Consider the following 26008-nt stretch of genomic DNA (forward strand, 5'->3'; position numbering starts at 1 on the left):
CACGCCATGCGCTTTACAGACATCTTCATCCGTCGACCCATCCTGGCACTGGTCGTCAGCCTGCTCATTCTGCTGATGGGCGCCACGTCGATTTTCCTGTTGCCGGTGCGGCAATACCCCTATCTCGAAAACGCCACCATCACGGTCAGTACCACGCTGCCTGGGGCAACCCAGGACGTGATGCAGGGTTTCGTGACCACGCCGATTGCGCAGTCCATCGCCACGGCCAGCGGTATTGAATACCTGAGTTCGACCACCACGCAAGGCAAGAGCGAGATCAAGGCGCGATTGGTGCTCAACGCCAACGCCGATCGTGCGATGACCGAGATCCTTGCCAAGGTGCAGCAGGTCAAGTACCAGTTGCCGGCGGGCATCACCGATCCGGTCATCAGCAAGTCCACCGAGGGCGGTACAGCGGTGCAATACATCGCCTTCTACAGCAAGACGCTGTCGATCCCGCAAGTGACGGATTTCGCATCGCGGGTTGCACAGCCTCTGCTCACCAGCATTCCGGGGGTGGCCTCGGCGGACGTCTATGGCGGCCAGACGCTGGCCATGCGCATCTGGATCGACCCGGTGCGGTTGGCCGCGCGCGGGCTGTCGGCCGGCGAGATATCGGCCGCGCTGCGCGCCAACAACGTGCAGGCCGCGCCGGGCCAGCTCAAGAGCGCGCTGACCGTCACCAACATCAGCGCGGCCACCGATTTGCGCAGCGTCGAGGACTTCCGCCAGATGGTCGTGAAGTCCGGTCCCGGCGGAGGCGTCGTGCGGTTGTCGGATGTCGCCACCGTGGAAATAGGTGGCCAAAACTACAATAGCCTGTCGTTCGCTACCGGCATACCCGCGATCTTCGTCGCCATCCAGCCCACGCCGGCCGGGAATCCACTGGAGATCGTCAAGCAGGCCAACGAACTGCTGACCAGGATTCGTGCAATGGCGCCCCCAGGACTGACGGTAGCGCCGAACTACAACGTAGCGCGCTTCGTCAATGCTTCGATCGAGGAAGTCAAACACACGCTGGTGGAAGCCATCGTGATCGTGATCGCGGTGATCTTCCTGTTCCTCGGCACGTTCCGCGCGGTGATCATTCCGGTCGTCACCATTCCGTTGTCGCTGGTCGGCACCGCTGCGTTGATGCTGGTCTGCGGTTTTTCGATCAACCTGTTGACCCTGCTGGCGATGGTGCTGGCGATCGGTCTGGTGGTGGACGATGCCATCGTCGTGGTGGAGAACATCCATCGACACATTGAGGAGGGGCTGACACCTGTGCGCGCGGCCCTGCTCGGCGCGCGCGAAATCGTCGGGCCGGTGATCGCCATGACTATCACGTTGGCGGCGGTCTATGCGCCAATCGGCATGATGGGTGGACTGACCGGCGCGCTGTTCAAGGAGTTCGCCTTCACATTGGCCGGCTCGGTCATCGTCTCGGGCGTGGTCGCGCTGACGCTCTCGCCGGTGATGAGCTCGATGCTGCTCAGTTCCAGGCAGGGCGAGGGACGGCTGGCGAAGCGGGTCGAGCACTACATGGAAGGGCTGACGGCGTTCTATGGGCGCCTGCTGGCCCGCACGCTAGCCGCTCGCGGTGCGGTGCTGCTGGTCGGTGTGGCCGTGCTGGCCGCCATCGCGGTGCTGTTCACCGGCACTCGCCGCGAACTGGCGCCGACCGAGGATCAGGGCGCCGTCATCGTCGTCACCAAGGCTCCGCAATATGCCGGCGTGGGCTACACCGCCCGCTATGCTCAGCAGATCGAAAAGCTGTTCGAGCAGATCCCCGAGTTCGACAGCAGCTTCATGAACATCGGCGACTCCGCCGGTGGCCAGAACATGATGCTTGGTGGCGCGATCCTCAAGGACTGGTCGAAGCGCAAGCGGTCGGCCACCGAAATCCAGGGGCAGATTCAAGCCGCCGGCGGCGCCATCGACGGCGAGACGTTGACCGCCGTGCAGTTGCCCCCGCTACCGGGTTCCAGCGGCGGCCTGCCGGTGCAGATGGTGCTGCGCTCGCCCGACGACTTCAAGACGCTGTACGAGACCGGCGAGAAGATCAAGGCAGCGGCCTATGCCAGCGGTCTGTTCCTCTACGTGCAGAACGACCTGTCCTACGACAGCCCGCAGGCGCGCATCACGATCGACAATGCGAAGGCCAGCGAAATGGGGGTGACCATGCAGTCTGTCGCCGATACCCTTGCCGTGCTGGTCGGCGAAAACTACGTCAATCGCTTCAACTTCCACGACCGCTCCTATGACGTGATTCCGCAAGTGCGCGGCGCCGAGCGTATGACACCGGAAGACCTCGGGCGCTTCTATGTCAAAACGACCTCCGGCGCGCTGGTGCCATTGTCGACCGTGACGCATGTCGAGATGCGCCCGCAAGCGAACCAGCTCGCCCAGTTCGGCCAGATGAATTCGACCACGCTCGAAATGCTGCCGGCGCCGGGCGTGAGCATGGGCGAGGCCGTGAAGTTCCTGCAATCGCAGCCGCTGCCGCCCGGCACCAGTGTGGACTGGCTCAGCGACAGCCGCCAGTTCGTGCAGGAAGGCAACCGTCTGCTGGTCTCGTTCTGCTTCGCGCTGGTGGTGATCTTCCTGGTGCTGGCCGCGCAATTCGAGAGCCTGCGCGATCCGCTGGTGATCCTGGTTACCGTGCCGCTGGCGGTCTGCGGTGCGCTGGTGCCGCTGTGGCTGGGCTTTGCCACGCTCAATATCTACACCCAGATCGGATTGGTCACCTTGATCGGCCTGATCTCCAAGCACGGCATCCTGATGGTCACTTTCGCCAACCATATCCAGCACCATGAAAACCTGAGCCGCATCGAGGCGATCGAGAAGGCGGCGGCGGTGCGGATGCGTCCTGTCTTGATGACCACGGCGGCAATGGTTGCCGGCCTTGTGCCGCTGTTGTTCGCAGACGGCGCAGGCTCGGCCAGCCGGTTCTCCATCGGCATCGTGGTGGTGATGGGCATGATGGTCGGTACCTTCTTCACGCTATTCGTACTCCCAACAATATACAGCTTCATCGCCAAGGACCACCGGGTAACAGCGGAAAGTTCTCGCGCCCGCGAACTCGCAACTGCGGAGGCTCCCGATGTCGCCCTTTAAACCGGTTTCTGCGATCCGTATTGTGTCGCGTCCGGCGACGCTTCCCTCTCCGCGCGCTGCCTTCATGGCGGTGGCCGTCGCCGTTATCACCGCAGGTTGCGCCAGCGGCCCCGATTACCACGCGCCGGCCTTACCAGAAACCGCAGCAGGCCCCTTCGTCAGTCACCCGTCCAATACGGATGTCGCCGAAGCGCTGCCCGCGAACTGGTGGAAGCTGTATGACGACCCCGCGCTCGACAATCTGGTGCAGGAAGCCTTGTCGGCCAATACCAACCTGCGCGTGGCGATGGCCAACCTCGATCGCGCGCGGGCCATCTACACGGAAGCGCGCAGCGGGCAATTCCCTTCGACCAGTATGTCAGGCGGCGTGGGATACGGGCGCGATCAGACCACGTGGTCCGGCACCGGCCAGGCCCCCGCGCAATGGAGCTACAGCGCAGGCCTCGACGTCTCCTATGAACTCGACCTGTTCGGTCGGGTCAGGCGCGACATCGAGGCTGCTCGCGACGACACCGATGCAGTCGCCGCCGCCTACGATGTCGCCAGGGTAGTGGTTGTTGCGGAGACGACGCGGGCCTATGTGGACGCCTGCAGCTACGGTGAGTCCGTCGGCGTAGCGCGCTCGTCCGTCGAGCTGGCACAGCGCAGCCTGGATCTCATCGACAGCCAGGCGCACGCTGGCTCGGCGTCGCATCTGGATGTCGAACGGGCTGGCGTCACGCTGGCTCAGGCCCAGGCGGCATTGCCGCCCTTGCAAGGCCAGCGCGAAGCCGCACTGTTCGAGCTGGCCGCGTTGACGGGGCGCACGCCCTCGCAAGTGCCGGAACCGGCGCGTGCCTGCACCAAGGCTCCCGAGATTTCCGGTGCGTTGCCGGTTGGCGATGGCACTGCGCTGCTGCGTCGTCGCCCCGACGTGCGTCAGGCCGAGCGCCAACTGGCGGCGGATACCGCCCGCATCGGCGTGGCCGTGGCGGATCTCTATCCGCGTGTCACGCTGGGCGCCTCGGGTAACTACCTGCGCAACGACTACCTGAAAGGCAATCGCACCTTGTCCTTCTCTTTTGGGCCACTCATCTCGTGGACGTTCCCCAACATGATGGTGGCTCGCAGTCGCATTGTGCAGGCGAAGGCGCAAAGCGCGGCGTCGCTGGCCAGCTTCGACGGCGCCGTGCTGAATGCACTGAAGGAGTCGGAGCAATCGTTGAGCGCCTATGGCGCGGCGATGCAGCAGCGCGATGCGCTGGTAGAGGCGCGTGACCGTGCCGAGAATGCCTTCCGGCTGGCCGACCAGCGTTACCGCGCCGGCTCCATCAGCTACCTCGACGTGATCGTGGCACAGACCAGTCTGATCGACGCGAAAGCCCAGGTGGCCGCTGCTGACCAGCGAGTCGGTTCTGCGCGAGTCAGCGTATTCAAGGCGCTTGGTGGTGGCTGGGAACAGGCCAGTACGCAGTAATGCTTGATGGCATCGGCGCGTGGGCGATCTCACCGTCGCGCCGATGTCTGATGCCAACCATTAGCCACGCGGCTCCGCGTTGTCGCGAACAACCGGAAGTTCGGCATAGCGAAGGAATACAGATATGGACCCGCACGACGACCCGCCTCGGATCATTGACCTGATTACATCATTCGGTAGCAAGAGCCTGCCGTCTGGCAAACACACGATGAAGCACACCACATCAGCCTGTCCGGCGACCACACCGCCGATGTCGTCTCAGGAACAACGATTGGCGGCCAGCCGACTGCGACCGACGATCGCTCGTACCCGTGTCCTGTCCGTACTGGAACAGGCGGCGCCGCGCTGTCTCGATGCCAATCAAATGTATCGCATCCTCTGCACGCAACTCGACAGCCTCAAACCGGCCTCGATTTACCGTGCTCTGAATGATTTATGGACCTCCGGCTTGCTGGTCCGTACGGAGGGCGCACAAGGCCGCGCACTCTACGCGCTCAAGCCGGACAGGAAGAACCTTCAGAACGACACCGTGCGCTGCCACTGTGGCGCGCGGTTGGTTTTTATTGAGGATCGGGCATTGCACGAGCATCTCCGATCACTGGCGACCAAGGAAGGCTTCGATCTCGACAACGAGCCAGCTTTTACCATCACCGTGACGTGTGCGGAATGTCGGCCGTTACGCGGGAGAAGAGAATAGGTGACCTTAAACCGAGGTCGCCCGATCTGACAGCGCCTCGCCGCTGTTTGCTGCCTGGCCTCCATGCTCGGTGGACGACGGCACGCTCCACTCAAGGTGAGACTTAATCGGGAAGCACGATGCCGCGTACGGCATCAGACTGCGCGTTTGTCGTTCGATCGGAAAGGTATCGTGCTGGCGGCTTGCCTACCGCCTTGCGGAACATGGTGATGAACCCGCTGGCATTTTCGTAGCCCAGTTCCAGCGCCACCGTTTGTACGCTTTCGCCGATGGTCAGGCGTTGAAGCGCAAGGATCACATGCAGTTGCCGGCGCCAGCGTCCGAAGCTCATGCCGATTTCGTGCAGCAGAAGCCGGCTCATGCTTCGCTCGCTCATGCCAATGCGGGTAGCCCAATCGCCCTTTGAGGTTTTGTCGGTAGGATCGGCCAACAGCATTTCCGCGAGTCGGCGCAATCGCGGATCACGCGGCATCGGCAAATGCAGGTCTTCGACCGGAGCCGCCGCCAACTCATCAAGCAACGCGGCAATCAGTCGGTCTTCCCGGCCGCCCGACGGGTATGACGCGGGGAAGCCGGCCACCTTCAGAAGCAACTCGCGCAGCAATGGCGAGACGGAGATCGTGCAGCAGGTTTTCGGAAGATCCGGTGCGGCATCAGGCTCCACGAACAGGCAATGACATTCGGTTTCACCGGATCCCCGTGCCGAGTGGGGCAAGTCTCCCGGTATCCATACCGCGCATTGCGGCGGCACGATCCAGACACCGTTTTCGATTTCGCAGTTGAGGATGCCACGGACGGAGTAAAGCAGTTGCGCTCTACGGTGCCGATGCCTCGCATGTTCCCAGCCCTTTGCTACCGACATGGCACTCAGGGCGACAACGGGCCGGGGCAGGTTATCCACGTCCTTGGCCACGGTCGGATCGGTGATGGCAATGCTTGACATGATGCGTATCGGGCTTGGGATCCAAGATGAGGCGCTGGCCTAATTGAAAAATATTATGGCCAACTTGTGCAATGACGTCCAGTCATTCCGTCGGTATCGTGTGATTGACCATGCTGGTCGTTCTGCTCGCCACGGCTATTGTGCTTCCGGTCCGGAGGGGTATCTCGTTTTCCTGACCAAGTGGGGCTGCCAGCTATTTCCCGTGATGCGCCGAAGGAGTATTGGCATGTTGATTGACGCCTCGAAGTTCCCCCTGGTCTGGATGCGACTAAACGCGCCAGGCACTGAGCCCACAGCCTCGCCTTTTGCCGAGTTCGAGGGATTGCTCGCACGGAAGGAGGTTTTCGTTCTACTCAACGACGAGGGGCTTGATAAAGGCGAACACGAACATTCGCCGGAAGAAAGGAAGCAAACCTCGCTTTGGATGAAACGCCACAAGAGCGAATTGCAGACCTTCGTCAAGGCAGGGATCTACATCGAACCGAATACCGCCAAGCGACTGGCGACCAAGGCGTTCGCTCTGGTGTACGAAAAATTTTGGGGCTATCCCATGCTCACGGTTGCGACGAAAGACGAGGCGCTGGCCCTGGCGCGCAGGTTGTTGCCGGGCGAGCAAACGGATGCATCGTCGCACTAGGCCCGACTGATGAGGTGGGTCGGAATCTGGAGGCCGGCGCGTTAAGAGGCGGTACGCGCACCGAAGAAATGAGGCAGGTCAATGGCATCGAAAACGGTCGAAACCCAGCGCTCCGTCTCCGTCGGCAGCAAGATTCGCTTGCTGCGCCAGCGCCAGGGTCGCACGTTGGACGACGTTGCGACCGTCTCGCAGCTTTCCAAGCCCTTTCTTTCGCAGGTCGAGCGAGATCACGCCAGCCCGTCGATCACTTCGCTCGCGAGCATCGCGAAAGCGCTGGGCGTGTCAGCCAGCTATTTCATCGATACGCCGACCGAGGAAAGTTGCGTGCGACGCCGTGAGGATCTGCGGTACTTCGCCTTCGCCGATTCCGCCGATCTGCTCGCGCGCCTGTCGATTCGGCCGGGCGACCGCCAACTCGAAGCGATTCTCGTGCGTATGTCGCCCGGCGAGCGCCCAGGCAGAGGAACCATGCACGCGCGCGAGGAATTCGTGCATGTGCTCAGCGGTGAAGTGACGATCACGCTGGAAGGCAAAACGTTCGTGCTCGGTGTGGGCGACAGCGCGCACTATGAATCGACGATTCCGCCTATCTGGACCAACACGCGCGACGACGAGGCCGTGCTGGTCTGGGTGGGCACGCCGCGGCTGCTTTGACCGGCGCGCGGCGCGCACATGGACGGGCGGCGAATTTTGTGAGGCCGTAGACGCTTTTCGTGCCCCCACCATCGCTTCCGGCCCCCCTCCGATCCGTACCTCGACTCCTTTCCCCCCGCGAATGGCGTTTCCGGCAGACCCAAGCCATGATGGTTGAGCGAGATCATGTTGCTTTCTGGGTCACGGGAGAGACCCACAAGAGTTGATGGGTGATGCGTCGCGCGTGTTCAGCGGCCGGCGTCGTAAGGGGAACGGCGCCGCGTGGTGGGGCAGAGGGAAATTCGCTGATGTCACGATACACGGAACTTGTGCTCAATTCCGGCGATATGCTGGCGCCCCCATCATCGCGCCAGTTACGCCGCTATCGACATACAATTCGGCGGCTTGCACGTAAGACGATTCATCCGAGCATATAGCGCGAGGAGTGCTGACTGCGCTTGCCGCTGAAACGCTCATTCATTGCGCTGCTGGTTGCCCAGTTCCGTCGAGACACCTAGGCAGGGCCGCGACATTCCCAAGGACGACTTTTCTGAGAATTCCCAGGGCCACGGACATCTTTTCTGAGAAGAGAGGCATGTAAATTTCTCAAAAAAGATGTCCAAGCCCTTGATCTGTCTAGGGGACCAACGACACCTTTTCTGAGAGCCCAAAGTTATTGTGGGCTCTCAGAAAAGATGTCCGTCGTCTCAATATGTTGTCTTTGAATAAAAGGCGGCGTCCCCCGCGTTCGGGATAAGGTCTGACTTGCTCTGCGAGAATCGGCAGGTCAATATTTTTCAGTGTGGGATTTTGACGCAATGTTAGATCGACACCATCGCGTCGTTGTTGCCGCACTGAGGACACTCAACCGCCACTTCACTTCGAGCGCTTATCGGCAGAGAGAGGAGCGGGGAGTGAGGAGCGGGGAGCGCGAACGGCTAACGCTAAGCTACGCACGGCGTAACTCGGCCAGGTCGCCGATCGTCGTTGCTCGGCGCGATGTTTCAACATTCGAAGAGAAAGATCTCGTTGTGATGCGCGCGAGACTCGTCTACCTGAGAGCTGTCGCGGAAGCGAAATGCTCGCGCGTTCGTGAAGTCGAAACTGTCATCAGACGGGTATCCGATCGCATCCCATGCTGCTCTTGATGGGAAAATTATCGTACATGAGGTCGATCTAACGGGCGTGCAGGTGCCGGTGAATGCCCGCTATCACGGCACGGCGACGGCCTCACTGGTCGTTCGTGACGACTTACATGTGCCGCAGCAACCACTAGAGCAAAAGGTCGTTGTTGTTCCAGTCCTCACTGCCAATGGCGCAAGTACGGTTGAAAGTACTCCCTCCGATAAGCTTCCGATCAAGATGATCTATCGAGCAATCGTCTCGCTAGTATCGGGATTGGACGGTGCATCGGCTGCTTTTCCCAATGTCGTACTCGTCAATCATTCCATTTGCGACGAATACGCGCCCTCTGTAAAGAGGTCATCCCAATGGGGATTTTCGCTAAACATTGCAATTCGGACACTCACGCTGGGAAAAAACGGTTCTGGGGTATATGGAGTCGGTGGTGGCATGGTACTCGACTCCAAAGCGGGTCTCAAATGGAACGAATGCCAATGGAAATCGCGGGTGTTGGGTAACGTTAGCAGCGAAGGGTGGCGCGAAGCCAATCATTGCAAGCTGGCCTGCGTAACGCACTAACGCACGGTCAGCGCGCCTCGATGAATTCTCTCCCCGCATCGATGAAGGCGCTCTCTCTCGACAGCCTGGCGTTTCTCGGGTTGCGACCAGGTAATCGGAATCCCAGTCGTTCTCCCAGTCGCTTTCGTAAAGCTTCCAAATTACATAATCAATGGAAAGGTAAGCGCGGCATCTACGTCAGGCGCAATATTTGCCGATAATCCGAATTTGTTGTGTTTGAAATAGCATTTTCGACATTTTAAAAAATTTCGCGGAGCCTCATAATTCGATCGATCGCTAACAGATGAGGTCTATTTGGCGGATATGTATTCGTGGAGCCATCCATTGCTCACGCCCGTCATCCCGCTCTGTCTCGATGACCTCCGGATGCGGCAAATATCTCGTGACACGATATTCATGGCGGATATACGTGGATACGCAGATCCGCTCGATACTACGGGTGACGCACCGGGATTTATGCGATTCGAGCGGGAATTCGACGGAGTCAAACATGTCTTGCTTGCGCGAGGCTTGCTTTCGGCAGCGTGTGCGGTAGTGGGCGGAAGTCTGCCCGCAATCTTTGCGGAGCCAGGATAAGAGTCTCGCAAAGAAAATCCTCGCCATCCATCGGATATGCAGTGGGCGCCAACCCGTCAAGCATTGCACCTCGGTGTAGGTCGTGCCTGAATCAAATATCCGCCCAGCCCAGCCCCTGAATATCGGCTCGCACTGCGATGCCGATGGCATGCGGACGTCAGTCATGCACGCGTATTCCGATGGGGAAACATGAGGCCGGCCGCTCGCGACGGATTATTTAAAAGCGATTCGTGAGAGCGCTTCGTTGAATGAAATCTTTGATGGAAGCAATCTCGTGAAAATTACGGCGGAGGCCGACGACATTGACGTTGGCCTGCAAATCGCCCGAAAGCTGCTGCCGGATGTGACGTCGCTCGCGCTTTTCATTGCAACCGATTCTCCCACTATCAGTAGTCGCAGCCATCTCGCAGATCGCGATCGAGTCGCGTGAGCAATGCGTTCCGGAAAGGATGTGCCGGAGGGAAATTCGCATGCAGGGTTCCGGATGGAACCGGCAGGCATAGGCGTTGTTGAAGAAAAACCAGAACCGATTGGTTGTTATTCATTGATTGTGAGAGGTCGCTCCATGCGCGTCGAACGGGTTCCATACCGCTTAATCACTGTCGCGACGGCCGCCGTTTTCCTGGCCGCGTGCGGGAAGAAAGAATCGGCACCGCCGCCGCAAACGCCGGAAGTCGGCGTCGTCACCGTCCAGCCGCAAGCCGTACCGGTCTTCACCGACCTGCCGGGCCGCACCAGTGCATTCCTCGTCGCGCAGGTCCGTGCGCGGGTCGACGGCATCGTGCTGCGCCGTGAATTCACCGAAGGCACCGACGTCAAGGCCGGTCAACGCCTCTACAAGATCGATCCGGCGCCGTACATCGCCGCGCTGAACAGCGCGAAGGCGACGCTCGCGAAGGCGCAGGCGAATCTCGTCACGCAGAACGCACTGGTCGCGCGCTACAAGGTGCTGGTCGCCGCGAACGCGGTCAGCAAGCAGGACTACGACAACGCGGTCGCCACGCAGGGCCAGGCCGCGGCGGATGTCGCGGCCGGCAAGGCGGCGGTCGACACCGCGCAGATCAACCTCGGCTATACGGATGTCGTGTCGCCGATCAGCGGCCGCGTCGGCATCTCGCAGGTGACGCCGGGCGCGTACGTGCAGGCGAGCCAGGCGACGCTGATGTCGACGGTGCAGCAGCTCGATCCGGTGTACGTCGACCTCACGCAGTCGAGCCTCGAAGGGCTGAAGCTGCGTCAGGACGTGCAGAGCGGCCGTCTGAAGACGAGCGGTCCGGGCGCGGCGAAGGTGTCGCTGATCCTGGAAGACGGCAAGACCTATTCGGAAGCCGGCAAGCTGCAGTTCTCGGACGTGACGGTCGACCAGACCACCGGCTCGGTGACGATCCGCGCGGTGTTCCCGAACCCGGGCAAGGTGCTGCTGCCGGGGATGTTCGTGCGCGCGCGGATCGAGGAAGGCGTGAACGAGAACGCGTTCCTGGTGCCGCAGATCGGCGTCACGCACGACCAGAAGGGGCAGGCGATCGCGATGGTGGTGAACGCCAGCAACAAGGTCGAGCCGCGTCCGCTGAAGACGACCGGCATGCAAGGCCAGAACTGGATCGTCGAAGGCGGTCTGCAAGCGGGCGATCACGTGATCGTGCAAGGCGTCGACAAGGTGCGCCCGGGCGCGACCGTGAAGACGGTCCCCGCGCAGCTCGCACCGGCGGCCGATGCCGCCTCGGGTGCTGCTGCCCCCGCCGCGCCGGCCGCCGCCGGGTCCGGCGCCGCTGCCGCTTCCGGTGCCGCCGCATCGGGCGCCGCGCCGGCGAGTGCTGCCGCTGCCTCGAGCGCGAAATAACAGGGAGCCTGTTTCATGGCAAAGTTTTTTATCGATCGCCCGATCTTCGCGTGGGTGATCGCCATCATCCTGATGCTGGCCGGGGTTGCGGCGATCTTCACGCTGCCGATCTCGCAGTATCCGACGATCGCGCCGCCATCGATCCAGATCACCGCGAACTACCCGGGCGCTTCCGCGAAGACGGTGGAAGACACGGTGACGCAGGTGATCGAGCAGCAGATGAGCGGTCTCGACAACTTCCTGTACATGTCGTCGACGAGCGACGACTCGGGCAATGCGACGATCACGTTGACCTTCGCGCCGGGCACGAACCCGGACATCGCGCAGGTGCAGGTGCAGAACAAGCTGTCGCTCGCGACGCCGAACCTGCCGCAGGTCGTGCAGCAGCTCGGCATGTCGGTGACGAAGTCGAGCAGCAGCTTCCTGCTGTGGATTGCGTTCAACTCCGAAGACGGCAGCATGTCGAAGGACGACCTGACGAACTACGTCGCGTCGCACGTCCTCGATTCGATCAGCCGCATCAACGGCGTCGGCCAGACACTGCTGCTCGGTTCGCAATATGCGATGCGCGTGTGGCTCGATGCGACGAAGCTGACGAACTACGGCCTCACGCCGTCCGACGTGACGGCCGCGATCAGCGCGCAGAACGTGCAGGTCGCGGGCGGCCAGATCGGCGGCACGCCGGCGAAACCGGGCACCGTGCTGCAGGCGACCATCACCGAGGCGACGCTGCTGCGCACCCCCGAGCAGTTCGGCAACATCCTGCTGAAGGTCAACCAGGACGGTTCGCAAGTGCGCGTCAAGGATGTCGCCAGGGTATCCCTGGGGACGGAAAACTATAACTTCGACACGAAGTACATGGGGCAACCCACGGCCGGGCTCGGCATCCAGCTCGCGACCGGCGCCAACGCGCTGGCGACCGTGAGTGCGATCCAGGCGAAGGTGGCCGAGCTGTCGCGATACTTCCCGCGCGGGCTGGTCGTCCACTATCCGTTCGATACGACGCCGTTCGTGCGCCTGTCGATCGAGGAAGTGGTCAAGACGCTGCTCGAAGGCATCGTGCTGGTGTTCCTCGTGATGTATCTGTTCCTGCAGAACCTGCGGGCGACGATCATCCCGACGATCGCGGTGCCGGTCGTGCTGCTCGGCACGTTCGCGATCATGGCAGCCGTCGGCTTCTCGATCAACACGCTGTCGATGTTCGGCCTCGTGCTCGCGATCGGCCTGCTGGTCGACGACGCGATCGTGGTGGTGGAGAACGTCGAGCGCGTGATGGTCGAGGAAGGCCTGTCGCCGAAGGAGGCGACCAGGAAGGCGATGGGCCAGATCACCGGCGCACTCGTCGGCGTGGCGCTCGTGCTGTCGGCGGTGTTCGTGCCGGTGGCGTTCTCAGGCGGCTCGGTCGGCGCGATCTATCGTCAGTTCTCGCTGACGATCGTGTCGGCGATGGTGCTGTCGGTGCTGGTCGCGCTGATCCTGACGCCGGCACTGTGCGCGACGATCCTGAAGCCGATCCCGAAGGGCCACCACGAAGAGAAGAAGGGCTTCTTCGGCTGGTTCAACCGGACCTTCGACAAGAGCCGCGATCGGTACCACGTCGGCGTGCAACACGTGATCAAGCGCTCGGGCCGCTGGCTCGTGATCTATCTCGCCGTGCTCGTCGCGGTCGGCCTGCTGTTCGTGCGTCTGCCGAAGTCGTTCCTGCCGGACGAAGACCAGGGCTACATGTTCGTGATCGTGCAGACGCCGTCCGGCTCGACGCAGGAAACGACCGGCAAGACGCTCGACAACATCAACGCGTACCTGACCACCGCGGAGAAGGACGTGGTCGACTCGGTGTTCACGATCAACGGCTTCAGCTTCGCGGGTCGCGGCCAGAACTCGGGTCTCGTGTTCGTGAAGCTGAAGGACTTCTCGGCGCGCCGGCGTTCGGACCAGAAGGTGCAGGCGCTGCTGCGAAGGACCGCCGCGCATTATGCGAAGTACAAGGATGCGATGGTGATTCCGTTCAACCCGCCGTCGATTCGGGAACTCGGCAACGCGTCCGGCTTCGACTTCGAGCTGACGGACAACGCCGGTCTTGGCCACGACGCGCTGATGGCGGCACGCAACCAGCTGCTCGGGATGGCGTCGAAGGACCCCCTGCTCGCGCTGGTGCGCCCGAATGGCCTGAACGACACGCCACAGTACAAGGTGGACATCGACCGCGAGAAGGCGGATGCGCTCGGCGTGACGCCGGATGCAATCGACCAGACGTTCTCGATCGCGTGGGCGTCGAAGTACGTGAACAACTTCCTCGACACCGACAGCCGGATCAAGAAGGTGTACGTGCAGGCCGACGCGCCGTTCCGGATGACGCCGGACGACCTGAACGTCTGGTACGTGCGCAACGGGTCGGGCGGGATGGTGCCGTTCAGTGCGTTCGCGACCGGCCGCTGGACCTACGGTTCGCCGAAGCTGGAGCGCTACAACGGCGTCTCGTCGTTCGAGATCCAGGGGCAGGCCGCGGAAGGCAAGTCGACCGGCCAGGCGATGGCCGCGATGGAAACGCTCGCGAAGAAGCTGCCGGAAGGCGTCGGCTATGCGTGGACGGGCCTGTCGTTCCAGGAAATCCAGTCGGGCTCGCAGGCGCCGATCCTGTACGCGATCTCGATCCTCGTCGTGTTCCTGTGTCTCGCGGCGCTGTATGAAAGCTGGTCGATTCCGTTCTCGGTGATCATGGTCGTGCCGCTCGGCGTGGTCGGCGCGTTGCTCGCGACGACGCTGCGCGGCCTCGAGAACGACGTGTTCTTCCAGGTTGGCCTGCTGACCACCGTGGGCTTGTCCGCGAAGAACGCGATCCTGATCGTCGAGTTCGCGCGCGAGCTGCAGGTCGCGGAGAAGATGGGGCCGATCGAGGCCGCGCTGGAAGCGGCGCGCCTGCGGCTGCGTCCGATCATGATGACGTCGCTCGCGTTCATTCTCGGCGTGCTGCCGCTCGCGATCAGCAACGGCGCGGGTTCGGCCAGCCAGCACGCGATCGGCACGGGTGTGATCGGCGGGATGATCACCGCGACGTTCCTCGCGATTTTCACGATCCCGATGTTCTTCGTGAAGGTACGCCAGATCTTCAGCGGTGAGCAGGAAGATGCCGATCTCGCCCTGCGGCTCGCACAGGCGCATTCGCGTCACGAAGAGCGACCGCACGACGACGAAGACGCCGGCAACAACGGACAGTGATGATGCAAAAACACACTTTGAGTGCAAGTGCGATCGCATTTGCCACCGCGCTCTTCGCCACGGGCTGCACGATGGCGCCGCATTACCAGCGGCCGGCTGCGCCTGTTGCACAGGCGTTTCCGTCCGGCGGCGCGTACGCGACGCAGCCGACCGCGAAGGCCGGCGCGCGCAGCGCGAATGGCCAGGCGGCGACTGCCGTCGGCTGGCGCGAGTTCTTCGTCGATCCGCGCCTGCAGCGGCTGATCGAGATCGCGCTGAAAAACAATCGCGACCTGCGCGTATCGGTGCTGAACATCGAGGCGGCGCGCGCGCAGTACCAGATCACGCGCGCGGACTTGTTTCCGACGCTCGACGCGGTGGGCACCGGCAATCGCCAGCGGCTGCCGAACGCGCTGACGGCTGTCCCGGGACGCAACATCACGACGACCTACAACGTCGGGCCGCAGGCGTCATGGGAGCTCGACCTGTTCGGCCGGATCCAGAGCCTGAAGGAGCAGGCGCTCGCGCAATACCTCGCGACCGCGCAGGCCCGCAAGGCATCGGAGATCGCGCTGGTGTCGCAGGTGGCGGAGCAGTACCTGACGGTGCTGTCGACCGACGACCTGCTGAAGGTGACGGACGATACGCTGAGGACCGCACAGGCGTCGTACGACCTGACGAAGCTGAAGTTCGACAACGGCACGGGCTCCGCGCTCGACCTGCGCCAGGCGCAGACGATCGTCGAGACGGCGCTTGCGAACCGGCAGGCGCAGGCGCGCGCCCGCGCGCAGGCGGTGAACGCGCTGGTGCTGCTGATCGGCGAGCCGCTGCCGGGCGATCTGCCGGCCGGCATGCCGCTCGATGCGCAAGACTTCCTGACCGACATCCCGGCCGGGTTGCCGTCGGACCTGCTGACGCGCCGTCCGGACATCATGGAAGCGGAGCAGAACCTGCGCGCGGCCAACGCGAACATCGGCGCGGCGCGCGCGGCGTTCTTCCCGCGCATCTCGCTGACGGCCGCGTTCGGCACCGCGAGCCCGACGCTGGGCGGCCTGTTCAAGGCCGGCACGGCGGCGTGGTCGTTCGCGCCGAACATCGCGCTGCCGATCTTCGAGGGCGGCGCGAACCTTGCGAATCTCGATCTTGCGCACGTGCAGAAGCGCATCGAGATCGCCAACTACGAGAAGGCGATCCAGTCGGCGTTCCGCGAAGTGTCGGACGGGCTTGCCGCACGCGGCACGTACGATCAGCAGATCGCGGCGCTGGAGCGCAACGAGCACGCGCAACAGCGTCGCTTTGACTTGTCGGACCTGCGTTACAAGAACGGTGTGGACAGCTACCTGACGGTGCTGACCGCGCAGACGGACCTGTACACGGCGCAGACGTCGCTGATCAGCGCACGCCTGGCGCGCTGGACGAACCTGGTCGATCTGTACCGCGCGCTCGGCGGCGGCTGGATCCAGCGCGCCGGCGAAGCGCCGCGCCCGGCCGACCAGCCGATCGACGACGGCAAGGCGGCCGTACCGTTCGCATCGGCCACGGCGGCGCGCGCGAACTGACCGCGAGCATGACGAAAATGGTTCGCAAGACCAAGGAAGCGGCGCGCTTGACCCGGGAAGCCATTCTCGACGCGAGCGAGCGCCTTTTCGATGCATGCGGCTATGGCGCCGTGTCGCTCGAGGACATTGCCGAGGCGGCCGGAGTCACGCGCGGCGCGGTGTATTGGCACTTCAGGGACAAGAGCGATTTGCTGCTGGCGCTCTTTGTCCGGGTGCGGGAGTCGTTTCGCGACCAGTTGGCGGCACTTGCGCGGCGCGGCAGCCGGCGCGGGAGCATCCAGGCGTTCTGCCGCCTGTTGTTGTCGGGCGGCGCGCGCTGCGCCGAAGCGAAGGCGATCCGCCGACCCGGCGGCAAGCTGCTCCCGCACGACGAGATTTTCCTTGCCGAGCCGTTGACGGCGCATCTCGCGATCGAGCTGTTTCAGGAGATGCATGAGACGCTCGTCGCGATCCTGAACAAACTCGGCGACGCCGACGAAAACGGCGCGACAGTATCGGTGGGCGAAACCGAAACCGACGCCTATTTTCTCCAGGCATTGCTGGTGGGGCACGCGCGTCTGTGCGCATTTCATGCGGCGCCGCGCAAGATGGGCGACGCCACCGCGCGGATCGTCGGGCGCGGCATCGAAGCGGTCTGCACGCGCGCTCGCGCCGCGAATCGGGGCGGCGCGATGCCGATAGCCTGACCGCGGGCGGCGCGCCGGGCCGCCGACACGCAGGTCAGGCGACGATGGCGCGCCGCAGCCGCAGCACGGCATCCTGCATGTTGCCCGGCAGCGTCGCGCCAAAACCGATCACGAGCCCGGCCTCGCCGCCGCCGCGGTAGTGCGCAGACAGCGGCGGCGTCTGCAGTCCGAGCGCCGCCGCAGCTTTCCATACCACGAGATCCGCGTCCGGTGCGGCCGCGCCACGCAGCTTCGCGACGAGATGCAGGCCGGCATCGGGCGCGTCTCCCCAATCGAGCACGTCCGCGCAATGGCATTCGAGCGCGGCCAGCAGCGCGTCCCGACGCTCCGCATAAAGCATCCGCATGCGGCGCAGGTGCGTCGCGAAATGCCCTTCGCCGATGAATTCCGCGAGCGTGACCTGCAACGGCGTCGGCGATTGCCGGTCAACCAGTGCGCGGGCGTGCGCAAAAGCCCCGGCGAGCCCCGGCGGCGCGATCAGGAAGCCGATCCTCAAGCCGGGCGCCAGGACCTTCGCGAACGTGCCGACGTAGATGACGCGATTCGCGGCTGATTGTCGGCCGAGCGCGCGCAGCGGGTGCAGCGGCCGCCCGGCGTAGCGGTAGTCGCCGTCGCAATCGTCCTCGACGATCCAGGCGTCCGTACGCTCGGCCCAGTCCAGCAGCGCGAGCCGGCGCCGCAGGCTCATCGTCACGCCGAGCGGGTACTGATGCGACGGCGTCACTACCGCGAGGCGCGCGTCCGCGGCCAGCCGTGCACCGGCCTCGACGTCGAGGCCCTCCGCGTCGACCGGCACCGGCACCGCACGTGCGCCCGCGCTTTCGACCGCACTGTGTCCCGCGACGAATCCCGGGTTCTCGATCCACACCGTGTCGCCCGCGTCGATCAGCAGGCGCGCGGCCAGCGCGATCGCGTGCTGCGAGCCGGACGTGATCACCACGTCGTCGGCATCGCACGGCAGGCCGCGCGTCACGCCCAGATGTTCGGCGATCGCCTCGCGCAGCGGGCGGTATCCGGCCGGATCGGCGTAGCCGAGCTGGTCGGCGGTCGGCCGGCTGCGCCAGAAACGGGCGGACAGGCGAGTCCACGTGTCGTACGGGAACGCATCGAACGCGGGGGTGCCCGGCGCGAGCAGGCCCGGCCCGCGCGGCACCGGCGTGACCGGCAGCCCGGCCAGGCGGCGGCCTCGCTCGGACAGCACCGGGTACGCATCGCCGCCCGCGGAGGTCACGGACAGCGGCGCCGTGGCGGCGGGCGGCGCCAGATCTTCCGGCAACACGTCCGGCACGTAGATGCCGGAGCCGCGCTGCCCGCGCGCATAGCCCTCCGCGATGAGCCTGTCGTACGCCAGCACGACGGTCTGCCTCGACACGCCCAGTTCGGCCGCGAACGATCGCGTCGACGGCAGGCGCGCGCCCGGACGCAGGTGACCGCGCAGCACCGCCTCGCGCAGGTGCCGGGCGATCTGCTCCTGAAACGGCAGCGCCGCGGCGGGATCGACAGCGAAAGCGCCCCAGACGGGTGGGGTGGCGCGTTTGCTCATGGCCTGAAAGTGGAGTGATCCGGTTTCCGAAAGTGGGCTTAGATAATAGTGCCACCTGTTGCTATCGTGCAAACCATGTCATTCCTTTACCGATTACGCGCATGACTCTCGAAGCGTCTTCCCTGCGCCGCGGCCTTGCGCTCGCGTCGCTCTATACAGGCGTATTCCTGCCGCCGCTGGATTACTTCATCGTCAATCTGGCGCTGCCTGCGATTCACGTCGGCCTGAAAGCCAGCGACGCGCAGATCCAGCTCACGGTCTCCGCCTACGCGCTCGCCTATGCCGTCGTCCTGATCACCGGCGGGCGCCTCGGCGATCTGTACGGACGCCGGCGAATCTTCATGATCGGCATGGCAGCCTTCGTCGTGGCATCGGCGCTGTGCGGCATGGCGACGAGCGGCGAGGTGCTGGTCGCGAGCCGCGTCGTGCAGGGCATCAGCGCGGCGCTGATCACGCCGCAGGTCCTCGCGTCGATCCGCACCGTCTTTCCGGTGCAGATGCAGCCGCGCCTGATGGGCCTCTACGGGTTCGTGTTCGGGCTCGCGTCGGTGGCAGGGCAGGTCGGCGGCGGCGCGCTGATCGATCTGCATCCCTGGGGACTCGACTGGCGCGTGGTATTTCTCGTGAACGTGCCGATCGGCATGCTCGCGCTGGCGGGAACCTGGCGATATCTGCCCGAGAGCCGCGCGGAGCGCGGCGCGCGCATCGACGTCCCGGGCATGGTCGCGCTGACCGTTGCGCTGATGCTGCTGATCTATCCGCTGACCGTCGGCCGCGAACTGCACTGGCCCGCATGGACGTTCTGGAGTCTCGGCCTGTGCATACCGGCGTTCGTTGCGTTCATCGGGATCGAGCGTCGGGTTGCGCGGCAGGCGCGCGATCCGCTCGTCGATGTGGCAGTGTTGAGCCAGCCGGTCGTGGCAATCGGCTTGCTGCTCGCGTTCCTCTTCTACAGCATCGCGGCGTTCTTTCTCACCTATGGCATCTACCTGCAGGAGGGGCTCGGCTGGACCCCGCTGCAATCGGGCCTCGGCCTCGCTCCCTACGGTGCCGGCTATCTGCTCGGGCCGCTCGCGACGCCATGGCTCGCCCGCCGCATCGGCGAGGGCCTGATGCCGCTCGGGTTCGGTTGCCTCGCCGGCGGCTTCGGGCTCTGCGCACTGCAACTGGGCCACGGCGCGCCGGAACTGCCGTTTTATATCGGTATCCTGATTGCCGGGACTGGACAAGGGTTGGCGCTGCCGTCGCTGCAGCGGATCGTGCTGGCGGACGTAGATGCGCGCCATGCCGGCATGACCGCCGGCGCGATCGTCGCGATGCTCTATATCGGCGCCGCTTTCGCGGCCGCCTGCATCGGCGGTGCGTTCTTCGGCGCGCTCGGCGAGGGTAGCGGCGCGGCAGCGCATGCGCACGCGATGCGCATCGGCCTCGAATGGATGCTCGTGCCGCTCGTCGCGGGGTTCCTGGTCAGCGTCTGGATGGTGCAGCGTCGCGATCGGACGACGAGCGCCGTGCGCGGCATTTGATCCGGCGCGCGGGGGCGCGGGGCGCATTTGCCCGCGTGCGGCACGGGGCGCTCACATCGTGTCCGCGACGCGATCCTTGCTGCCATACGAAGCGGCGATGACGCGCAGCGCCTGTTTCGCGCGCTCGTCCAGCGAGCCGCTGTGCAACATGACGTCGGAACTCGGCAGCGGCGGCAATCCGAACCGGGCGCCGACCTCGACGGATCCGGCCGGCGCCGCGGGCCGGGCCAGCGCTGCGACGGCCAGGCCTGCGGACACGGCGGCTGCGACCGTATTCACGCCCCCACCCACGAAGACCTCCAGCCAGGGAATGTCCGCGTCGTCGAGCGCCCGCGACGCCATCGTACGCACTCTGCACGTGGCGGGCAACGACGCAACACGCAGCGGCGTTCCCGGCTCGTAATGCAAGCTCGGCGCGGCGTACCAGCCGATCTGTTCGTTGGCGATCACGCAGCCGTCGTCGCGTCCCTCGACGCGCCGGACGATCGCGGCGTCGAGATTGCGGCCATCGAGCTCGGCGAGCAGCCGGCGGGAATTGTCGACGCGCACTTCGATCGTGAGCCCGGGATCGAACACATGAAGCATCGACAGCAATGCCGTCAATTCCGTGCCCACGAGATTGTGGCTCACGCCGAGCATCAGACGCGCGGGCGGCAGCGCCAGCCCACGCAGCGCGCGGTCATGCGCGGCGACGAATTCGCGCGCGGATTCGACGAATGCATTCCCTTCCCGCGACAGTCTCACGCTGCGCGGTGTGCGATCGAGCAACCGGTATCCCAGGCGTTCCTCGAGGCGTTTCAATTTCACGCTGACCACGCCCTGTGTCGTATCGAGAAAATCTGCCGCCTTTGTAAAGCTTTCCAATTCGGCAACCAGCAGAAATGCACGAACAGCATCGACGTCGAGTGTAGCCATGGCCAATCATCCAGAATTGTTGTGATTGAAATAATCATTTCGATATTCAACACATACTCGGGGAACTCCATAATTCTGTCAACTCGCCACACGTGAATAGCGATTCAGAACGGATATTATTGAGAGGGCCACATGAATAACTCCATCTGCGCCGGCATCCGACCGGTTTTATCGCAACCGGGCCTCTTTCGCACCGGGTAAGCCGCCGGCGCGGGTTTGCGCCGGGCATGCCATGCGCACGCCGGCAGCCATGGCGAAGCTGGTCCGGCGACAGGGCGCAGACCGATCTTCCTTCCGGGATCCAGCAATCGAGATCGCGTGATTCACACTGTTCCGGCATTTTGCCAGGACGGCGGGGCGCGCTTTTTGATTACATTCGTTTTTGACGAATTGCATTCAAAAAGCTTTCGAATTGCACTTGCCACTCCATCGAATATTCATGGGGGTGGATTGGTGTGGCCAGAATTTCGCCAAATTACGCATCGGATGGATTTAATCGATCAATAAGCCAGCCGGAATGTATTGCCGGATTTTTGAGAATGCGACGTAACGCGATCCGACTACTTCGGTTCGATAGCCTATTGATCAATTTGCAATACCAATGATTAGCGAGGAAGCCATGAACGAGCAATACGATCCCACCGTGTTCGTCTCCCCTCCGGCACGCCTGCGGTGTGAACTGCCGGCCGATCGCGACGAGATGTGCTTCGTCGCCGAATCGCGGGATGCGATCCGCCGCATTCTGGATGGAGACGACGACCGGCTTCTCGTGATCGTTGGCCCCTGCTCGGTGCACGAGCGCACCGCTGCGCTGGACTATGCGGCGCGCCTGTCCGAGGTTCGGCGCACGCTGCATCGCGACCTGGAAATCGTGATGCGCGTCTATTTCGAGAAGCCGAGAACCTGTCTCGGCTGGAAAGGCCTGATCAACGATCCGCATCTGGACGAATCGCACGACATTGATGCAGGGCTGCGGATCGCGCGCCAGCTGATGCTGGACGTCACGTCGCTGCGTTTGCCGGTTGCCACCGAGTTCCTCGACGTCCTGAGCCAGCACTATCTTGCGGACCTCGTATCGTGGGGCGCGATCGGCGCCCGCACGACCGAATCGCAGATCCACCGTGAAATGGCGTCCGGGCTGGCCTGCCCGATCGGATTCAAGAACGGCACCGACGGCGGCCTGAAGGTTGCGATCGACGCGATCCGTTCGGCACGCAGCCGCCATCGTTTTCTCGGCGTCGATGGCGATGGCCGCTTCGTCAGGCAGTCGACGGACGGAAATGGCCACGGCCATCTGGTCCTGCGCGGCGGCAAGGTCCCCAACTACGACGCGCAGAGCGTGGCTGCTGCCTGCGAGCTGCTGGTGGCGCACGGGCTCGCGCCCCGCGTCGTCATAGACGCGAGCCACGGCAACAGCGGCAAGCAGCACGAGAACCAGTTGCCCGTGTGCGCATCGATTGCCGCGCGCGTCGCGGCCGGCGACACCGGTGTCGCCGGCGTGATGATCGAGTCGAACCTCGTCGCCGGCAACCAGTCGCTCGGCGACAGCGCCGGGCTCGTCTACGGCCAGAGTGTGACCGATGCCTGCATCGGCTGGGACGACACGGTCACGACGCTCGAGCGGCTCGCTGCCGCGACCCGCGCTCGCCGGCGTCCGTCCGACGGCGAGTGCGCCGGTCTGGCGCGCCTCTCTTCGACCGCATGATCGATGGTCACCGTCCGTCGCGTCGCTCGGCCGCCGGGCCGGATACGCGCCCGCGGTGCGGCACAACCCGACACACTCTCTTTTCGCTCCATGGACAACCTCACGCACGCACCCCATGAACGCGAGGTCGACCGGCATCGCCGGTCGATCAACGCGATCGACCAGGAATTGCTCCGGTTGCTCAATCGCCGCAGCGAGCATGCGCAACAGATCGGCTTGTCGAAGCGGCGCGCGGGGCTCGCGATTCTGCAGCCGTTGCGAGAGCAACGGATTCTCGACGAACTCAAGCAGCTCAACCCGGGGCCGCTGCGGCCTGCGCAGGTCGAACGGATCTGGGGAGAGATATTCTCCGCATCGAGGAGCCTGCAGCAGGCCGCACCGATTGCCTTCCTCGGGCCCAGCGGGACGTATAGCGAAGACGCGGTGATCCGGTTTTTCGGCGACACGGCCTTGCGCATCGGCTGCGCGACGCTCGGTGACGCATTCGACGCGGTTGCGTCGGGTGCGGCACCCAGCGCAGTCGTGCCGTTCGAGAATTCCGCACACGGCTGCATCGCGGACACGCTCGACCTGCTCGCCCGCACCGGCGTGCCCGCCAGCGGGGAAGTCGTCCTGCCGATCGTGCACTGTCTTCTGTCGCATGCGCGGGACCTGAGCGCGGTGGACTGCGTGCTCGGGCATGCGCAGGCGCTCGCGCAATGCAGGAACTGGCTCGATCGCCACTTGCCCGGCGTCGAGCGACGCGCTGTCTCGAGCAACGCCGCGGCGGCGAAGGCGGCCAGCGAAAACGCCACGTACGCAGCACTCGCCGGCGAGCGCGCCGGGCAGCTATACGGCGTTGCGGTGCTGCAGCGCGCCGTTCAGGACCAGCCGTCGAATCGCACACGGTTCCTGATCATCGGCGACGCGCCGCGCGTCGAGGCGAGCAACGGCAAAACGCTGATACGGGCCGAGATCGAGCATCACGCCGGCAGCCTCGCCCGCTTGCTCGCCCCGCTGCAAGCCTACGGCGTCTCGATCGATTTCCTTGAAACGCGCCCGCTCGGCAACGATGCATGGACGTATTGCTTCTATCTCGAGCTTGCGGGCTTTCCACACGAGGCGCCGGTCGCGGCAGCGCTGGCGGAGATGACGCGACAGGCGTCGGCGGTTGCGGTGCTCGGCTCGTATGGGCGCTCGACCGCGTGCGCGGCACCCGCCGCACCGCTCCCCACCGACCCTGCCAGGGAGCGCGCGCAATGAACTGGCCCGCTGACCATGCAATGCACCGCATCAAGCGGATCTTTGCATCGCTGGACGACCGCCTGATCGTGCTGCTTCGCTGCACGCCACACATGCTCGCGCGTCGCGACACGGTGAAGTGCCTGCACACGCTGCGCACCGCTTACGAGGACGACCTGGAAATCGTACCGTTTCTCGCGGCGAGTTGCCGGCGCACGTTGCCGGAGGCCGTCGAACGAACGCTCGGCCGCCGGGTGCGCCGCACCGGCTTCTCGCTGGCCGTCGAGCACGACGCCATGAGCGGGTCCGGCTTGCCGACCGCGTGGTGGCTGTGGGACGGCCGCGCGCCGCTGCGAATCCCGTCCGATGCGCCGCTCGTCGCGACGCTGTGTCCGGCTGCCCCCCTGCCGGAACTCGGCTGGGCACTGCCGCTCGCCGAAGGCGATTGCCTGACGGAACGCCTGGCCGCGCTCGACGACGGCGCGCTGCCGGCCGGCGGCCGGCGCGTGCTGGTCGACCTGCGCGCACACGGTGCGAGCGGCGTCGGCATGCTCCGGCATACCCGGCTGGCGGCCGAAACGATCGGCTCGCATCGCGACCTGCTGGGCGGCGCGGTGCTCGATCTGCGCGAATTGATCGACCTGCGCATGCCGGCCCCGCCCTCATCGCGCGACGCGTGCATCCATCTCGATACTACGAAGGCGCTGCTCGACGAACTGGCGAACGTCGTTACGCACTGCCGCATCGCGACCTACACACGCGCAGGCCGATCGCTATGGCGGCGCTTGTAGTCCCGGAGGCGGACAGGCGGACACAGATGATCCCGCTGCCGCTCCCTTTCACCTCTCGATTCACGTCTCTATCAAGGATTCGACAACATGACGACGACCAAGGCAAGGGTGAAATTCGATTCGCTCGATCCGCTGCTGCTTGCCCGCGAACTGTCGGACGACGAAAACACGTATCGCACGCGGGTGCGTGCGTTCGCGACCGACGTACTGATGCCGCGCGTGCGCAACGCGTTCCGGCATGAGCATGAGGACCGCGCGATCTTCCGCGAAATGGGCGCGCACGGCCTGTTTGGCTGCATGGTGCCCGAGCAGTACGGCGGCGAAGCGCGCAATGCTGTCTGCTACGGCATTGCCTCGCACGAAATCGAACGCGTGGATTCGGGCTACCGGTCGCTGCTGACGATCCAGGCATCGCTCGTCATCTTCCCGATTCTGCATTTCGGTTCCGACGCCCAGCGGGAGCGGTATCTGCCGAAACTCGTATCCGGCGAATGGGTCGGCTGCTTCGGGATGACCGAGGCGAACCTCGGTTCCGATCCCGGTGCGATGCAGACGCGCGCGGTCAAGGTGCCGGGTGGCTATCGCCTGAGCGGCGAGAAGAACTGGATTACAAACGCACCGATCGCGGATGTGCTGATCGTCTGGGCGAAGGCGGAGGACGGCAGCGTGCTCGGATTTATCGTCGAACGAAATGCCGTTGGGCTGTCGACGCCCGTCATCGAAGGCAAGATGGCACTGCGCGCGTCGACGACAGGCAAGATCGTGCTGGACGACGTTATGATCCCCGATGCACAGGTGCTGCCCGGAGTGAAGCGCTTGTCCGATCTCTTCAGCTGCTTGAATTCCGCACGCTATGGGATCTCCTGGGGCGCACTTGGCGCCGCAGCTGCCTGCTACGAGACCGCGCGCGATTACACGCTCGCCCGCAGCCAGTTCGGCAGGCCGCTCGCCGCCAACCAACTGATCCAGAAGAAGTTCGCCGACATGTTGACCGAAATCTCGCTCGGGATGCTCGGCTGCCTTCGTTTCGGCCGAATGACCGACGACGGCATCGCGAGCGTCGAACTGACGTCGATCCTGAAGCGCAACTCGTGCGGCAAGGCGCTGGACATCGCCCGCGTCGCGCGCGACATGCTCGGCGGCAACGGCATATCCGACGAGTACTGCGTGATCCGTCACTTGCTCAATCTCGAAGTCGTGAATACGTACGAGGGCACGCATGACATCCACGCGCTCGTGCTGGGCAAGGCGATCACCGGCCTGAGCGCATTCGCGAACTGAG

Annotated in this window: 18 protein-coding genes and 1 pseudogene; 15 read left to right on the forward strand and 4 right to left on the reverse strand. The window is 64.2% G+C overall.

The genetic code is table 11. The features are described 5' to 3' along the window. Positions 1–6: 6 nt before the first annotated feature. The 3 genes from CFB81_RS28660 (at position 7) to CFB81_RS28670 (ending at position 5252) form a co-directional block, all read left to right on the forward strand. Complete coding sequence (locus CFB81_RS28660; protein ID WP_089437378.1) at positions 7–3099, forward strand: efflux RND transporter permease subunit; 3093 nt, start codon at positions 7–9, stop codon at positions 3097–3099. After that, entirely contained in the window at positions 3086–4555 is a 1470-nt protein-coding gene (locus tag CFB81_RS28665; protein ID WP_218829348.1) for an efflux transporter outer membrane subunit, read from the forward strand. Before CFB81_RS28660 ends, CFB81_RS28665 begins: the two co-directional genes overlap by 14 nt. Before the next feature lie 124 nt (positions 4556–4679). Beyond that, the gene (locus tag CFB81_RS28670) at positions 4680–5252 is read left to right on the forward strand and encodes a Fur family transcriptional regulator (protein ID WP_089437380.1); all 573 of its coding nucleotides are present in this window, start codon (positions 4680–4682) and stop codon (positions 5250–5252) included. Between the two features lie 103 nt (positions 5253–5355). On the opposite strand, the gene CFB81_RS28675 is transcribed toward CFB81_RS28670, so the two are convergent. Next, positions 5356–6195 carry a helix-turn-helix domain-containing protein gene (locus CFB81_RS28675; RefSeq protein WP_089437381.1) on the reverse strand — a complete coding sequence of 280 codons (840 nt, stop codon included), beginning with the start codon at positions 6193–6195 and terminating at the stop codon, positions 5356–5358. 226 nt (positions 6196–6421) lie between these two features. Here CFB81_RS28675 and CFB81_RS28680 point away from each other — a divergent pair, with 226 nt between their 5' ends. The 3 genes and pseudogenes from CFB81_RS28680 to CFB81_RS36710 form a co-directional block, all read left to right on the forward strand. Then, positions 6422–6832, forward strand: a complete 411-nt coding sequence (locus CFB81_RS28680; protein ID WP_059496349.1) for a hypothetical protein — start codon at positions 6422–6424, stop codon at positions 6830–6832. An 81-nt stretch (positions 6833–6913) separates the two neighbouring features. After that, positions 6914–7486 (forward strand): cupin domain-containing protein, encoded by a 573-nt coding sequence (locus CFB81_RS28685; protein WP_069620874.1) that lies wholly within the window; start codon positions 6914–6916, stop codon positions 7484–7486. Between the two features lie 1476 nt (positions 7487–8962). Continuing rightward, positions 8963–9166, forward strand: a pseudogene (locus tag CFB81_RS36710) (hypothetical protein); the annotation flags it as partial. Between the two features lie 793 nt (positions 9167–9959). Here the strand turns inward: CFB81_RS36710 and CFB81_RS35820 are convergent. Continuing rightward, the gene (locus CFB81_RS35820; protein WP_124504941.1) at positions 9960–10214 is read right to left on the reverse strand and encodes a hypothetical protein; all 255 of its coding nucleotides are present in this window, start codon (positions 10212–10214) and stop codon (positions 9960–9962) included. Between the two features lie 93 nt (positions 10215–10307). On the opposite strand from CFB81_RS35820, the gene CFB81_RS28700 reads away from it, so the two are divergent. The 4 genes from CFB81_RS28700 to CFB81_RS36840 are packed head-to-tail and all read left to right on the forward strand — an operon-like array spanning position 10308 to position 17025. After that, positions 10308–11582, forward strand: a complete 1275-nt coding sequence (locus CFB81_RS28700; protein WP_089435558.1) for an efflux RND transporter periplasmic adaptor subunit — start codon at positions 10308–10310, stop codon at positions 11580–11582. A 15-nt stretch (positions 11583–11597) separates the two neighbouring features. After that, positions 11598–14801: an efflux RND transporter permease subunit gene (locus tag CFB81_RS28705; protein ID WP_089437384.1), complete on the forward strand. Its 3204-nt coding sequence runs from the start codon at positions 11598–11600 to the stop codon at positions 14799–14801. Next, positions 14801–16339 (forward strand): efflux transporter outer membrane subunit, encoded by a 1539-nt coding sequence (locus CFB81_RS28710; RefSeq protein WP_089437385.1) that lies wholly within the window; start codon positions 14801–14803, stop codon positions 16337–16339. The genes CFB81_RS28705 and CFB81_RS28710 overlap by 1 nt, the downstream gene beginning before the upstream one ends. Positions 16340–16356: 17 nt before the next feature. Next, positions 16357–17025, forward strand: a complete 669-nt coding sequence (locus tag CFB81_RS36840; protein ID WP_089437529.1) for a TetR family transcriptional regulator — start codon at positions 16357–16359, stop codon at positions 17023–17025. Positions 17026–17059: 34 nt separating this feature from the next. Here the strand turns inward: CFB81_RS36840 and CFB81_RS28720 are convergent, their stop codons facing one another. After that, the gene (locus tag CFB81_RS28720) at positions 17060–18568 is read right to left on the reverse strand and encodes a PLP-dependent aminotransferase family protein (RefSeq protein ID WP_089437386.1); all 1509 of its coding nucleotides are present in this window, start codon (positions 18566–18568) and stop codon (positions 17060–17062) included. 14 nt (positions 18569–18582) lie between these two features. Between CFB81_RS28720 and CFB81_RS28725 the strand changes: the two genes are divergently transcribed. Next, on the forward strand, positions 18583–20094 hold the full coding sequence (locus CFB81_RS28725) for an MFS transporter (protein ID WP_124504659.1): 1512 nt from the start codon (positions 18583–18585) through the stop codon (positions 20092–20094). A 51-nt stretch (positions 20095–20145) separates the two neighbouring features. On the opposite strand, the gene CFB81_RS28730 is transcribed toward CFB81_RS28725, so the two are convergent. Beyond that, positions 20146–21009: a LysR family transcriptional regulator gene (locus tag CFB81_RS28730; protein ID WP_089437387.1), complete on the reverse strand. Its 864-nt coding sequence runs from the start codon at positions 21007–21009 to the stop codon at positions 20146–20148. Positions 21010–21628: 619 nt separating this feature from the next. On the opposite strand from CFB81_RS28730, the gene CFB81_RS28735 reads away from it, so the two are divergent. The 4 genes from CFB81_RS28735 (at position 21629) to CFB81_RS28750 (ending at position 26007) form a co-directional block, all read left to right on the forward strand. Further along, a complete protein-coding gene (locus CFB81_RS28735; RefSeq protein ID WP_089437388.1) occupies positions 21629–22714 on the forward strand; it encodes a 3-deoxy-7-phosphoheptulonate synthase in 1086 nt (361 codons plus the stop codon). A gap of 90 nt (positions 22715–22804) precedes the next feature. Beyond that, positions 22805–23956: a bifunctional chorismate mutase/prephenate dehydratase gene (locus CFB81_RS28740; protein WP_218829349.1), complete on the forward strand. Its 1152-nt coding sequence runs from the start codon at positions 22805–22807 to the stop codon at positions 23954–23956. Beyond that, positions 23953–24726, forward strand: coding sequence for a hypothetical protein (locus tag CFB81_RS28745; RefSeq protein WP_143328645.1), 774 nt, complete (start codon positions 23953–23955; stop codon positions 24724–24726). The genes CFB81_RS28740 and CFB81_RS28745 overlap by 4 nt, the downstream gene beginning before the upstream one ends. Positions 24727–24813: 87 nt before the next feature. Further along, complete coding sequence (locus CFB81_RS28750) at positions 24814–26007, forward strand: acyl-CoA dehydrogenase family protein (RefSeq protein ID WP_069617504.1); 1194 nt, start codon at positions 24814–24816, stop codon at positions 26005–26007. Position 26008: the final 1 nt, after the last annotated feature.

Source organism: Burkholderia sp. AU28863, assembly GCF_002223195.1.
GTDB lineage: Bacteria > Pseudomonadota > Gammaproteobacteria > Burkholderiales > Burkholderiaceae > Burkholderia > Burkholderia sola.